Consider the following 13,854-nt stretch of genomic DNA (forward strand, 5'->3'; position numbering starts at 1 on the left):
CCACTTCGGCCCTGGCGCCCCAGCTGTAACTCGGTTTTTTCCTCTTATTCGGCTGCCACAGCCCACTTCGGCCCTGGCGCCCCAGCTGTAACTCGGTTTTTCCCTCTTATTTGTCTACTCCAGCCCCACTTCAGCTCGGCCACCCAACTGCAACTCGGTTTTTTCCTCTTATTTGTCTACTCCACGCCCCACTTCGACTCGTCCGCCCCGCTGCAACTCGGTTTTTTCCTCTTATTCAGCTACTCCACGCCCCACTTCGGCTCGGCCACCCCTCTGTAACTCGCTTTTTTCCTCTTATTTAGCTACTCCAGCCCCACTTCTGCTCGGCCACCCCGCTGTAACTCGCTTTTTTCCTCTTATTCGGCTGCCACAGCCCACTTCGGCCCTGGCGCCCCAGCTGTAACTCGGTTTTTTCCTCTTATTCGGCTGCCACAGCCCACTTCGGCCCTGGCGCCCCAGCTGTAACTCGGTTTTTCCCTCTTATTCGGCTGCTCCAGCCCCACTTCAGCTCGGCCACCCACCTGTAACTCAGTTTTTTCCTCTTATTCAGCTACTCCACGCCCCACTTCGGCTCGGCCACCACGCTGTAACTCAGTTTTTTCCTCTTATTTAGCTACTCCAGCCCCACTTCGGCTCAGCCACCCCGCTGTAACTCGGTTTTTTCCTCTTATTCGGCTGCCACAGCCCACTTCGGCCCTGGCGCCCCAGCTGTAACTCGGTTTTTTCCTCTTATTCGGCTGCTCCAGCCCCACTTCTGCTCGGCCACCACGCTGTAACTCGGTTTTTTCCTCTTATTCAGCTACTCCAGCCCCACTTCGACTCGTCCACCCCTCTGTAACTCTGTTTTTTCTTCTTATTCAGCTACTCCAGCCCCACTTCTGCTCGGCCACCCCGCTGTAACTCAGTTTTTTCCTCTTATTCGGCTGCTCCAGCCCCACTTCTGCTCGGCCGCCCCACTGTAACTCGCTTTTTTCCTCTTATTTGTCTACTCCAGCCCCACTTCTACTCGGCCACCCCACTGCAACTCGGTTTTTTCCTCTTATTTAGCTGCACTCTTCGGCGCGTCCTCAGCCCCTATACGTGAGATGTCCGACGCAGCACCAACTAGTTACTTTTCGAAGTGCCGGCGCCCGCCTTCGTTGGAGTTCAACCTGCATAATGGAGCACACAGCCCAGTAACTTACCTAAGGCTACATCGCTCGCATTCTTCTAACGTTGCACCCTTCCTCATACCTTTACTACAACTACTTAAGGGAAGGGGACGGAAGCCTTGAACTATTATATTGATGTGGAGCCGGGCGTCAGCCTGTACGTGGAGGACACGGGAGTGGGGAAGCCGATTCTGTTCGTGCACGGCTATCCGCTGGATCACCGTATGTTTGAATACCAAATCAATGAACTGCCCAAGTACGGCTACCGCTGCATCCGTATGGATCTCCGGGGCTTTGGCAAATCGGACTCCCCGTGGGAGAGCTACAGCCTAGATCGAATGGCCGATGATGTGCGATGCATAATTGATACGTTGGGCTTCAATCAGATCACTCTTGCCGCCTTCTCGATGGGCGGTGCGGTAGCCGTCCGCTATATGGGACGGCATGCCGGGCATGGCGTGAGTAAGCTGCTCCTGTTCGCCGCGGCCGCCCCTTATATTACGAAGCAGCCCGGCTTTCCTCAAGGCATGCCGCCCGAGGGACTTGATGCCCTCATCGGACTCGCGTACCGTGACCGTCCGCTTATGCTGCAGCAATTCGGCAAGTTCTTCTTCCATAACGAACCGTCGCCGGCTTTCAGGCAGTGGTTCGATTCCGTTCAGCTTGACCAGTCGCCGCGCGCCGTTATCGCCTGTGCATATACTTTAAGAGATGAGAACGTGAAGGCCGACCTGGTGCGGATCAAGGTGCCAACGTATATTTTTCACGGGGTATATGACCAAATTTGTCCGTTTGAGCTGGCGATAATAATGAAGGAAACGATTCTGAATTCCATTCTGATTCGGTTCGATAACAGCGGGCACGCCATTTTTTATGATGAGCTGGACCTGTTCAACGCCTGCCTGCTGGAAGCCTTGCGGCATTAAAAGCACATATACTGCAAATAGGCTTAGCAGATTATCCGTTTATCTTAGCGAAGTCGGCTGACTGCCGACAGTCAACAACTTGTTACTGTAGATGCCCGTTTTCCGAGTTAAATTTGCTCTATACTGCTGACCCGATAGAGAGCCTAGCCTCACTGTCCTCACGTCGAGGCTCACTAACAGTGAGCCCCGCCTCATTCCTGCGGCTCAAATTGCCTTTTAGCTACTGTTTAGGGTGGATTGCCTCATTATTTAGTGAGGGTCCCCTCACTAACCTGCCTCGCACCGCAAAACAGCTCCCCGCGAAACAGCGCCACGCCCAACAAGCCTTCATTCCTACCGCAGCATAGCGGAGAACACCCAGCCAGCCATGCAAGGACAAAAGTATTGTTTTTCCCGCCGAACATGGAGATTCTGTAAAAATAGGTTTACAATAATAGAAAAAACCGTCTCTGACGTACTATTTAGGATGTGACTGACATGACCCAGCCTTACTCGTGGAAACGCAACTTGATCGTTTTATGGATTGGTGTTTTCTTTTGCAGCACGGCCTATTCTGTATCAATTCCGTTCATTCCGCTGTTCCTGCATAATGATCTCGGAGTGAATAACCACCTGGAAATGTGGTCCGGATTCGCGTTTGGCATTACGTTTCTGGCCAGTGCGCTTATCGCGCCTTATTGGGGATCGCTAGCTGACAAATACGGCCGCAAGCCGATGCTCATTCGTTCGGGCTTCAGCTTAGCGGCACTTTATTTCATTACGTTCTTTATTCATGATCCGTATGTGTTCCTTGTGCTGCGGGTATTCCAAGGCCTTCTTGCCGGCTACGTTCCTGCGGCTATCGCCCTTGTCGCAACGAATACGCCGGAGGAAAAATCCGGCTACGCCCTTGGCATCATGGCAACCTCCGGCGCAACGGGCGGCATTATGGGACCGCTCATTGGGGGTACGGTCAGCCATTATATCGGGAACCGGGAATCGTTTATTTTCTCCGGCTGTATCGTGCTCGTGGCTGCGCTAATCGCAACCTTCTTCGCCACAGAACATAAGTTCAACCGTTCCGGGGTGCGCTCCTCCGTTCTGGACGACCTGAAGCATGCCTCGCATAACAAAGCTTTCCTGACGCTCCTTGGCATGTCCGGACTCGCGATGTTCTCGGTTATGATTCTCGAGCCGCTGCTTACCGTCTATGTACTGCAGCTTGGAACCAACGAGAATGACGCTTCGCTGCAATCTGGAATTGTGTTCTCGGCCGTCGGGATTGCGACCCTGATCGCCGCTCCGCAGTGGGGCAAATTCGGTTCGAAGATCGGCTTCTCGAAAGTGCTCTTTATCGGCCTGCTTGGCGGCGGGATCGGCAACTGCCTGCAGTTCTTCGTCGGGCATATCGCCGAGTTCGGAATTCTGCGCTTCGTGTACGGCCTGTTCTTCGCCGGCGTTACCCCGGCTATTAATGCGATGATCGTGAAGTCAACGGAGACAAGCTTCCGCGGCCGGGCCTTCAGCTTGAACCAGTCGGCTACCCAATTCGCCACGATGCTTGGCCCCGTAATCGGGGGCGTGCTTGGCGGCATCATTCCAATCCGCTGGGTGTTTATTATTAATGGCCTTATGCTGATTATTGCCGCCATTCTAGTGAAGAGACAGCATATGGAGGAAAAAATGGCCGCTTCCAAAGCAGCCGCGGAGCAGTCTTGAGCAACGTTCAGGATAATCTAGAATATACATCCATCCCGCATATATAATGGTAGAGTGATTGATTCTACATAGGGAGAGGAATGGTAAGATTGTTCGGAAAAGTAGCTGCCGACATACTCGGCCTCAGCGATATCGGGTCGGTTATCCGGCCGGAGAATTACGATAAGGTGGATGCTGATGATTACGTGATGCATGAAGACGGGGAAAAGATCTATTTTCTGATCAAATCAAAAACCGATGAGTACTGCTTCACGAACTTCGCCCTTATTCATCTGGACGGCACCAGCGCGGTCAGCAAGAAAAGGATGCTGCACCGTTACCCGTACGCTACCAACAAGATTAGCAATGTAGCTCTGGAGACGGCCGGAACGGTTGACCTAGACGTCGAGATCAAATTCGCGATAGGCTCCGTGCCTTTCTCCATCGACGTGAATAAGAAGCATATCGAGCAAGTGAAGGACTTGTACAAATCTCTTTTCAAAATCTCCGAAATTCATCACGAGAACGAAATCAGCCTCAGCTTTGCCCGCCAAAGCCTGGAGCTCGCTTCCTCGACGTTAAGCCATGCGCATAAAGGCGATTACGATGTAGCCGATACGTTCGACAAGCTGAACAAATCCGCATTCAACTGGCTCGAGGGAGCGCAAAAGCAATACAAAGTGAAGGACTTCGGAGCAATATTCGATCGTTATATCAATTTATAATGCGCAAAAATAAAACGCCGCCCCATGAAGGGCGGCGTTCTTGCGTTTGGCGGGGCGTGTTCCGGCATCACTGTTGCTTAACCGTTATTCTCCGGCAGAACCAGAGCGTTGATCAGGATCTATGCTGCTAGGAATGAAAGCTCACCGTATAGGTAAATCGCTATTTCTCTCCAGCAGTTACAGACTTGCTGTAAATACATTGCACGATATGCAGTATATACGCACATTTGCAGGCCGATAGAGGAGTTATGTTGCACAGAATGCAGGATATTGCGTCAATTCTGACCGATTAGGGCTATAAATCACTCATATGATGCATTCTGTGCAGTATAGTTCAGGTTACTGGGCCAACGTTTATCTATATCCTGCATTTCATGCAAAGTGGGCGAACGGCATTACTTCCACTCTGCACAGAGCAGCTTAATGCTCGAGATGCGGAGATACAGCTGTACATAGCCACTGCACATTGCTCGCATCGATAACCCCTGCACCTTGGGGCCGCCGCTAAACCTGCAGCTCCATATGCCGGATGCGCGAGCTTTCCACTTGAATCGTGGAATGCCGGATGCCAAAACGCTCTTCGACCAGCGCGATCGCCGCCTGCAGCACTCCTTGGCAATCCGTTCCGTCTGCGACCTGCAGATGGCAGCTCAAGGAATCCAGACCGGACGTAATCGTCCAAATGTGAAGGTCATGCACGTCAACGACGCCTTCGATCTCTCCAAGCGTTGCGCGAACCTCCTTCTCGTCCACGTTCACCGGGGTCCCTTCCATCAGAATATGGACGGTATGCTTCAGCACGCCCCAGGCGCTTTTTACAATCAGCACGGCAACTACCATCGAAATAATCGGATCGGCAATATTCCAATCGAACAGGTAGATCAGAAACCCCGCAAGAACAGCCCCAACCGATCCAAGCGCATCGCCGAGCACGTGCAGGTAAGCGCTTCTGACGTTCAAGTTGTTATGGACATCCCCTTTGCGCAGCAACGCCCAAGCGCTTGCGAGGTTGGCGAGCAGGCCAATTGCCGCAATCAGCATCATTGAGCCGCTGGCCACGGATGGAGGATCAAACAACCGGCCAATAGCTTCCCAAATAATAAACACCGAAATAACAACAAGCGTAACACCGTTAAATAAAGCTGCCAATATTTCAAACCGGTGAAAACCGTACGTGCGAACCGCCGAGGCCGGGCGCGCCGCGAACCATACCGCCACAAGGCTGAGCACCAATGCGCTCACGTCGCTTAACATATGCCCCGAATCGGACAGCAGTGCAAGGCTGTTCGTCATCAGCCCCCCGACAAACTCCAATACCATAATGCCTGCCGTAATGATTAACGCGATAAATAATCCGGTCTTGTTGCCCGACATATCAAAATGATGATGATGCCCGTGATGCCCATGGTCATGACCATGATGCCCGTGACTATGCCCGTGGCCGTGGCCATGGTGATGTCCGCCGCTGCAGCCCTGCGCTTGTTCTTGGCCGGAATGCGTATGCGCGTGCTCCTCTTCTGGATGGTTATGTTCATGACTCATAAGACTGGCACCCCTCTGTATACATATATGAACAACTATTCATATGTTTATGATGCCGCAACCGTATTCTTTTGTCAATCCATGGATAAGCTTTTTCTTAGCCTTGCACAATCCGCCCGGCTTCGGATGTAACCGAAGGCAACGGGCGGAACGGTTCTTCAAGTTATGGATTGTTCGTATGCTGCACGTTTTGCAGCTTTTGGGAAGCCTTGCCTTTGCCATAACGGACTTGGTTTTTCTTCTGCTTGGCTTGCGTGGCATGAACCTTTGCCACAAATTCGCTAGTGGATTCCATCGCTTCAATCCCCTCCTTTGCCATTAGTAGGGTATCCGCGGAGATTTCACCTTATGCGCTTTGCAAGCCGGCCGTTACAGTACCTTGGATAAAAAAGCTTTCGTTCGCTCCTGCCGCGGCTCGTCGAACAGCTGCCGCGGAGTCCCTTCCTCCACGATCATGCCCTGCTCCATGAACAATACCCGGTGCCCGACCTCCCGGGCAAAGCCCATCTCATGCGTGACGATAACCATCGTCATTCCTTCCGCCGCAAGCTCCTTCATGACGGCGAGCACCTCGCCCACCATCTCGGGATCAAGCGCCGAGGTAGGCTCGTCGAACAGCATAATGCGCGGCTCCATCGCAAGCGCCCTTGCAATCGCAACCCGCTGTGCCTGGCCGCCGGACAACGAGGCGGGGTATTGTCCCGATTTCTCGCTTAGTCCTACCTTGCCTAGCAGCGATTGCGCAAGCTTTTCCGCACTAGCCGGCTCCAACTTGCGTACCTGCACGGGAGCAAGCGTAATATTGCGAAGCACGCTTAGATGAGGGAACAGATTAAACTGCTGGAACACCATCCCCATACGCGAACGGATCTCCGTAATAGCTGACCCGGCATCCAGCAAGGAACGCTCCTCAATCCGGATCTCGCCGCGCTCCGGCCTCTCCAATCCATTCAGGCAGCGGAGCAGCGTGGACTTCCCGGAGCCGGAAGGACCGATAATGACAACCACCTCTCCCGGCGCTACCTGCAAGGACACATCCTTCAGAACCGTATTCGCCCCAAAAGACTTATGGACTCCCGTTACTGCAATAATTGGTCCCGCCGTCATCCTGCCACTCCCTTCTTCTCCATCCAGCCCAGCAGCTTGCTAAGCGAGTAGGTCAGAATCAGATAAATAAAGGCGGCCGCCAGATAAGGCTCCCATACGCGCAAATATTGGCCGCGCATCACATTGCTCCAGTACATTAATTCCGGCGCAGCGATCAGGGCAACCAGAGAGGAATCCTTGATCAGGACGACAAATTCATTGCCAAAGGCCGGAATCATCCGCCTCACCGCCTGCGGCAGGATGATAAATCGCATCGTCTGCCCGCTTGTCATCCCAAGCGACTGCGCCGCTTCCGTCTGGCCTTTATCAATCGACTGGATGCCCGCCCGGTAAATCTCCGCCGTATAGGCCGCCGAATTCAAGGCAAGTGCGGTAATCGCGGCAACAATCGCATCGGTATGTCCAATACAGGCGGGCACAAGCCCAAAATGCACGATCAGAATCTGTACGTATAACGGCGTACCGCGAAAAAAATGAATATACCCGCTCGTCGGCCAGCTGAGATACCATCTGGGCGACATTTTGCCGAAGCTGACGGCCAACCCCAGAATGGAGCCCAGCACAATCGCAAGGGCAGAGATCCCAATCGTCAGAGCTGCTCCTTTGAGCAATAAAGGAATATAATCGACAATGATATCAAATCGAAAATGCATGCGCTCGTCCTCCCCAGTCAAGAAAAAAGCATGCGCAACTTGACCCCATTACGCATGCTTTCTGCTGCTTACTTCGCGTTTAGCACATTGTCGACGTTCGGCTCTTCCCCGAACCATTTTTTATAAATCTCCTTATACTTGCCGTTCTCGAGCACCGTCTTGATCGCCGGATCGAGCTTCCCCTTCAGCTCGCTGCCTGTCGGAAGCAAAATGCCGTAAAATTCCGAACCAAAGCTTGCCGTATCCATAATCGCCTTCAGCTTGCGCTCCGGATTGTTCTTCATATATTCGCGGACAATCGCAATATCGGCCACAACGGCATCCACCCCGCCCGAATCAAGCTCGAGCATCGCTACCGCATTGCTGTCGAACCGCTTCAGGTTGGCATTGTCGTTGCCCATAATGCCTGACATTAACGTATCCGCCGTTGTGGAGCCCTGAACCGCCACCTTCTTGCCTTTCAAGTCGGCTGCGCTTGCGACCGTGCTGTCTTCCTTCACCATAATCATATTGGTAGATTCAAAATAGGGAATGGAGTAGTCATAAGACTCCTCCCTCTCCGGCGTAATGGATACGCTCGATATCCCCGCATCATAGCTTTTGCCGGATTGCACCTCCGTCAGCATCGCGTCCCAGCCGGTATTCGCGATGGTATACTTCAGTCCCGCTTCATCCATAACCGCCTTCAGAAAATCAACGTCAAAGCCCGTAATCTTATCCTTATCCATAAATTCCATTGGTGCATAAGCCGCGTCGGTCGCGAACTTGTACACCTTCTCGCTGGCACTGCCGCTTGGCTTACCGCTGCTGCTTGCCGTATTGCTGTTGCCGTTTTCCTTGTTGGCCCCGCATGCTGCCATCGTCATGATGAGAATTCCTGCTGCCAGAAGTACCGATAACCGCTTCCCCATGGTCCATCCACCTCTCTCAACATTGGACTAGCGCAAATTGAGCTGCTCGTGCAAACTATCAATCAGCTAGCAATTCATCAAGATTTTAGCAGGTAAGAACGGTTCTGCGCAATACTATATGTAATTTATTATGACATAAAGGCAAAGCAGATTCGCCATTCTTTGGCAGGAAAACGCGTTTCACTCAGGAAAATTCTAATTCGTGTTATAAAATATAACTTATAACCCCTTAGAATTATAAAATAACATAGTGCCTAAAAGTCTAAATGGGTCAGCGCGGTATTTACGTTCATCGCCGCTTTGCTCCCTCCGGCAGCCGCAACAATAAGCTGGGCAGGCGAAATCGTGGCCGCATCACCGGCCGAATAAACATGCTCCACCGTTGTTTTTCCGTAGTCATCTATTGCCAGACCGCCGCTTTCGTTTAATTTGCAGCCTAATTTCTCGGCAAAACGGATCGGAAGATACCAATTCGACGTTACAAAACCTCCCGTGCGCGCCACTTCCGTTCCGTCGGCAAAGACGATTTTTTGCAGTCGGCCGCTTTTTCCCCTCAGAGAAGCAATTCGCTGCTCGAAGATGCGCACGCCCCGGCTCTGAAGCTTCGCACGCTGCTGCGGCTCAATCTTTCCGACCCCGTTCGTGCACACAATCAGATCCCTGCTCCAGTTGTAGACCGTGGACGCCATCGAGAAACGATGGGATTCGTTCTCCGAGATCACTGCAAGCGGCTGGTCTCTCAGCTCCCACCCGTCGCAATAAGGACAGCTGAACAAGGAAGTGCCGTAATAATCGGCTACGCCTGCAATGTCAGGCAGCTTTTCCTTAAGTCCAATCGCCAGAATAATCGTCCGCGCCTGAAACACCTCTCCCGTGCTTGCCTGCACGAGGAACAGGGCATGCGCCCGCTTCACCATATCCACAACCCTGGTCCGAACCACCTTGACGGAAGGATATTTGCTTATATCAACATGCGCCATGCGCCGGAATTCATCGGGCTTCACGCCGTCTCTAGTCAGAAATCCATGCGACTCGCGAGTCACTGCATTCCTTGGCTTGTTATCATCAAACAGAACAACATTCCGTCTCGCTCTCCCCAATACAAGCGCTGCGTTAAGACCAGCCGGTCCGCCTCCGATAATTGCGCAATCATAGAGCCTCACCTGCTATCACTCCTTTTAGAAAAACCTATATCCCATCACTTGCTATTCGTTAAGTATGGCATCTTTGCGCGAAAACAAAACGCTTATCAAAGAACAAAAAAACCGCGATGCTTATGAAGTCTTGCTTCACTAAGTACGCGGTTTGTTCGGGATTTATGCTTTATTAGGGAAAATGCGGGAAAAAAGTTTATCCTCGAATCGGGTGGATAGCACGACGAGAGTCGAAGAAAATCCGAACGTATGGCATTTCTCGAGGAAGCTCTCCAAGGTTTCGCTTGTCTCCGTCACAATTTTCAATAAATAATTGTACTCCCCGCTCGTTCGGTAGAGATCCACGATTTCGGGAGCGGCCTCGCTAAAAGCTTCGAATTCCTTGCAGTTGCTCGACTTAAACAATACAAACGCCGTTGCATTCTTGCCAAGCTTGGATAAGGACAGCTCTGCCCGGTAGCCCGCAATGACTCCCTGCTCCTCCAACTTACGGAGTCTCTCGGTTACGGCCGGCTGCGACATAGCGATGATGCGGCTCATCTCCGAAATCGTAATTCTGGCGTTATCGTGAAGGATCGACAGTATTTGATGATCAATTTGGTCCATGGATTGGTTCACCTCTTAATCAAAGGTTTAGGACAGCTACTAACGTAATAATTAAGGTTTCGGGCGTCAAATTCCTTAATCCTCTCATATGAATTGTAAGCCGATTCCAATAAACTGTCACTAATAACCAATGAGGGAGATGGATGACGATGACTGCGACCTTTAATGAAACAAATAGAACGAGCGAGGTAAACTTTTTTACCACGGGAGACGGCATTCAGATTGCTTTTCGAATCGATGGGGATGCCGGCAAGCCGGTACTGGTGCTCGCTAACTCTATTGCTACTTCAATGAATATGTGGGACGGACAGATCGCTCGGTTTACGGAGCATTTCCGCGTGCTTCGCTACGACTATCGCGGACACGGCGACTCGGATACTCCAGTCGGACCTTATTCCACGGACCGAATGGGCAGGGATGTCGCCGAGCTGCTCGACTCGCTTCAGATGGACCGCGTTCATTTTCTAGGGCTGTCACTCGGCGGTGTCGTGGGGCAATGGCTGGGCATTCACGCTCCGGAACGGATCAACCGGCTGATCTTGAGCAATACCTCTTCTTACCTGGGACCCGCAGATCAATGGAATGGCCTGATTGCATCCGTCCTGCAAGTGGAGAACTTGAATGGTTTTGCGGATATGTTTATCAACAATTGGTTTCCTTCGCCTATGATCGAGTCGGAGAGCGAGATGGTCGCAGCCTTTCACAAAATGGTCCTCGCTACTCGCGCAGAAGGAATCGGAGGAAGCTGGGCCGCAATCCGCGACATGGATCTGCGCCGAACCGCTGCTCTTATAAGCAGTCCGACTCTAGTCATCGCGGGTCAGCATGACACGGTAACACTTCCCAGCCACGGCGAATTAATCGCCGAAACGGTACCAAACGCAAGGCTTCTTATGCTGCCTGCCGTTCACCTCCCCAACGTAGAGTATCCGGATGTGTTCGAGAGCGCTGTGCTCGACTTTCTGTTGGAAAGTGATGGCCAGGTTGAACAAAGCCTCTGATACTTTATAGCCCTACTGGGGATACTTACCTGTACACAGTGGAGTGCAATGATAATTGCAGGAGGAATAACATGTTATCCATTTTAGGTCTGGCCCTTTTATTTGCAGCGGTCAGCATCATTCTTCTTCGTCTTGCCGGGCGCAAATCGATTGCGCAAATGACCATGCCCCAGCTAGGGATACTACTAACGATAGGTGCAATTATGGGCTCGGAGGTAGGCGGCAAAGGAGCTGCAAAGACGATCTTGGCAGCCGTGGTCTTTATTGCCGTTCTCGTAGGGGTTGAATGGCTGACGCTCAAATCCAATACAGCCGAACGTCTGTTAAAAGGAGTTGCAGTGCCCGTTATCGAGAATGGCGAGATTATGACAAACAATCTGAGGAAGCTGCGCATATCCGTCGATGATCTGGAGAAAAGACTGCGCATGATCGGGGTCTCCGCTTTCCGGGATGTCAAAACGGCAACAATCGAAGTGAATGGCGAGCTTGGCTATGAGCTTTATCCACAGGCAAAGCCTGCCACGTTAAGGGACCTCGAAACCTTATTGAAATCCTATTTCCCTCAAGCCGATGCTGCTTCCGCAGTAAACTCCGGCACCAACAATATATTTTCCGAAATCCTCCAGCCTCATAAGGATGAGGTTCCGAATCAACTTCAGTAGAAGAAGATAACGCCATGGCTTCTCGAAAAGATAAGGGCTGCCTTCGAACGGCAGCCCTTCGTTCTATCTCTATTTAATTTTAAGATTAATGTCCCCATGAATCCGGGTTGGATAATCCTGAATGGTGAGCGTGAGCGGGCTTTGGTAGTTCTCCTTCGGAATATAGTACTCGTACTCCGTTAGCCTCATTATTTAATGAGGCTGGTTCATTATTGGCATCGGGCTAAAGTATGCAAGAAGAATTGGATCCCTACTAGAAGGCCTTCTCGTAGCAGTGAACCTCTATGCCGATGTTGGCCATTTTGGTCGCATAATACCGAAACCCCAAGGAGCTCCAAAATCCTTTGGCAGGTTCGTTCTCCGGAATAACGCCGATGCGCACGGATTGCTTCCCTTCCCGCTTGAGCCGCTGCTCAAAGGCAGCGTAAACGGCCTTACCGTAGCCTTTCCCTTTCAGCTCTTCGTGTATCATGAGAAGACCGAGCCATGGATAGCCGTCTTTCGGGTTCCGGTCCAAATACTGCAACAGCCCGATAGCCCGTCCATCCAGCCGAATCATAAGGCTGTGCTGGTCTGGCGAGAGCTGCTCAAGAAGCTCCTCGCGAGAGCGTTCGCGACGGCCGTTTTCCATCCGATTATATGCGGTATTCGAATTCATAATATCCTGAATAGTGTCGAGATCATCCGGTTCTACGGGGACGAATTGAATGTTGAGAGACATTGTTCAAACACGCTCCAAACTTTTTATATACCAAGCATCGCAGGCAAAATGCTCCGATCCGGCAAGCGGAGCGGCAAGCGACTCAAAGCCATGCTTGGCGTAGAAGCGGTTCGCGGCATGCATGTTTTGCAGCGTTTCCAGATAGCACTGTTTATAATGAAGCCGGGCAAAAGCTAACGCCGTATCGAGCAGCTTTGCCGCTATTCCCGTACCGCGTACAGCCGGAGAAAGATACATTTTCTGCAGCTCGCAAACTTCCTCCGAGTCGGCAAACGGCGCAATCCCGCAGCCGCCTACAACCTCTCCAGCCTGCTCGATGACCCAATAAGCCCTGCCTTCGTGATTATAATAGTCGGACAGATGGCTCAAGCTCTCGTCGGCCCAAGCCAGCCCTTCCCGATTGCCTCCAAACTCGATCAGACATTCTCTGATTACGCGTTCAATAGCTGCGTTGTCTTTCTCCTGAAGCTCTCTGATGATCATGATGACAACCTCCGTTTCCGTACCTATTATAATCCGAAAATAAAATAGAAAAAACCGCGCAATAGAGGATTCCCTCCATTACGCGGTTCTTCTTGTTCGGCAAAAATTTATTTACCTACGATTGCATTAAGCTGTGCACGGCCTGCGATGATCTCTTGTTGATAACGATCTTGCATCGGTTCAAGGATCGAAGGCTCGCCGCCAAGAGCAGTAATTTGTGCGCCAGCGTCGTTCATGATCGTTTTGTACTGACCTGTGCAGCTGTTGAATGCAGCCGTACCCGTCTTGTACAATTCCGTTTTCTCATGCGTCGACGTTAACGTCGTGAACTCTACAGCGATGTCCGTCAGGCCAGCCTGGCACTGGTTGCGCAGCTGGAACAGCTTCGCGGAAGTGTCATTGTACACCTGTTGGATTTTCTTCTCGTTGTTGCCGTTGTTGCCGTTGTTGCCGTTGTTGCCGTTGTTGCCGTTGTTGCCGTTGTTGCCGTTGTTGCCGTTGTTGCCGTTGTTGCCGTTGTTGCCGTTGTTGCCGT

Annotated in this window: 15 protein-coding genes; 5 read left to right on the forward strand and 10 right to left on the reverse strand. The window is 51.7% G+C overall.

Features of this window, described 5'->3' with window-relative positions:
- The first annotated feature begins 1,270 nt into the window (after positions 1-1,270).
- From WFK81_RS30415 to WFK81_RS30425, 3 genes are all read left to right on the forward strand, one after another.
- Positions 1,271-2,077 carry an alpha/beta fold hydrolase gene (locus tag WFK81_RS30415; protein WP_336791089.1) on the forward strand — a complete coding sequence of 269 codons (807 nt, stop codon included), beginning with the start codon at positions 1,271-1,273 and terminating at the stop codon, positions 2,075-2,077.
- Positions 2,078-2,554: 477 nt separating this feature from the next.
- On the forward strand, positions 2,555-3,775 hold the full coding sequence (locus tag WFK81_RS30420) for an MFS transporter (protein ID WP_336791091.1): 1,221 nt from the start codon (positions 2,555-2,557) through the stop codon (positions 3,773-3,775).
- An 89-nt stretch (positions 3,776-3,864) separates the two neighbouring features.
- A complete protein-coding gene (locus WFK81_RS30425) occupies positions 3,865-4,479 on the forward strand; it encodes a PH domain-containing protein (protein WP_336791093.1) in 615 nt (204 codons plus the stop codon).
- Positions 4,480-4,983: 504 nt separating this feature from the next.
- Here WFK81_RS30425 and WFK81_RS30430 read toward each other — a convergent pair.
- The 7 genes from WFK81_RS30430 to WFK81_RS30460 form a co-directional block, all read right to left on the reverse strand.
- Complete coding sequence (locus tag WFK81_RS30430; RefSeq protein WP_336791095.1) at positions 4,984-6,021, reverse strand: cation diffusion facilitator family transporter; 1,038 nt, start codon at positions 6,019-6,021, stop codon at positions 4,984-4,986.
- A gap of 163 nt (positions 6,022-6,184) precedes the next feature.
- A complete protein-coding gene (locus tag WFK81_RS30435; RefSeq protein ID WP_336791097.1) occupies positions 6,185-6,340 on the reverse strand; it encodes a DUF4023 domain-containing protein in 156 nt (51 codons plus the stop codon).
- A 50-nt stretch (positions 6,341-6,390) separates the two neighbouring features.
- Positions 6,391-7,113, reverse strand: a complete 723-nt coding sequence (locus tag WFK81_RS30440) for an amino acid ABC transporter ATP-binding protein (RefSeq protein ID WP_336791113.1) — start codon at positions 7,111-7,113, stop codon at positions 6,391-6,393.
- Positions 7,114-7,124: 11 nt separating this feature from the next.
- Positions 7,125-7,781 (reverse strand): amino acid ABC transporter permease, encoded by a 657-nt coding sequence (locus tag WFK81_RS30445; protein WP_248760780.1) that lies wholly within the window; start codon positions 7,779-7,781, stop codon positions 7,125-7,127.
- Positions 7,782-7,849: 68 nt separating this feature from the next.
- A complete protein-coding gene (locus WFK81_RS30450; protein WP_336791100.1) occupies positions 7,850-8,692 on the reverse strand; it encodes a basic amino acid ABC transporter substrate-binding protein in 843 nt (280 codons plus the stop codon).
- A 254-nt stretch (positions 8,693-8,946) separates the two neighbouring features.
- Positions 8,947-9,855 carry an NAD(P)/FAD-dependent oxidoreductase gene (locus tag WFK81_RS30455; protein WP_336791102.1) on the reverse strand — a complete coding sequence of 303 codons (909 nt, stop codon included), beginning with the start codon at positions 9,853-9,855 and terminating at the stop codon, positions 8,947-8,949.
- 153 nt (positions 9,856-10,008) lie between these two features.
- The gene (locus WFK81_RS30460; RefSeq protein ID WP_336791104.1) at positions 10,009-10,452 is read right to left on the reverse strand and encodes an Lrp/AsnC family transcriptional regulator; all 444 of its coding nucleotides are present in this window, start codon (positions 10,450-10,452) and stop codon (positions 10,009-10,011) included.
- Positions 10,453-10,595: 143 nt separating this feature from the next.
- Here WFK81_RS30460 and WFK81_RS30465 point away from each other — a divergent pair, with 143 nt between their 5' ends.
- On the forward strand, positions 10,596-11,453 hold the full coding sequence (locus WFK81_RS30465) for an alpha/beta fold hydrolase (protein ID WP_336791105.1): 858 nt from the start codon (positions 10,596-10,598) through the stop codon (positions 11,451-11,453).
- A 71-nt stretch (positions 11,454-11,524) separates the two neighbouring features.
- Positions 11,525-12,115 (forward strand): DUF421 domain-containing protein, encoded by a 591-nt coding sequence (locus tag WFK81_RS30470; protein WP_336791107.1) that lies wholly within the window; start codon positions 11,525-11,527, stop codon positions 12,113-12,115.
- A 253-nt stretch (positions 12,116-12,368) separates the two neighbouring features.
- Here the strand turns inward: WFK81_RS30470 and WFK81_RS30475 are convergent, their stop codons facing one another.
- From WFK81_RS30475 to WFK81_RS30485, 3 genes are all read right to left on the reverse strand, one after another.
- Positions 12,369-12,836: a GNAT family N-acetyltransferase gene (locus WFK81_RS30475; RefSeq protein WP_336791109.1), complete on the reverse strand. Its 468-nt coding sequence runs from the start codon at positions 12,834-12,836 to the stop codon at positions 12,369-12,371.
- 3 nt (positions 12,837-12,839) lie between these two features.
- Positions 12,840-13,319 (reverse strand): GNAT family N-acetyltransferase, encoded by a 480-nt coding sequence (locus tag WFK81_RS30480; RefSeq protein WP_336791111.1) that lies wholly within the window; start codon positions 13,317-13,319, stop codon positions 12,840-12,842.
- Positions 13,320-13,426: 107 nt separating this feature from the next.
- Positions 13,427-13,854 (reverse strand): hypothetical protein (locus tag WFK81_RS30485; RefSeq protein WP_442956112.1); only part of this gene is annotated, 428 nt, incomplete at its 5' end.

This window comes from Paenibacillus sp. MMO-177 (genome assembly GCF_037147795.1).
Classification (GTDB): Bacteria; Bacillota; Bacilli; order Paenibacillales; family Paenibacillaceae; genus Pristimantibacillus.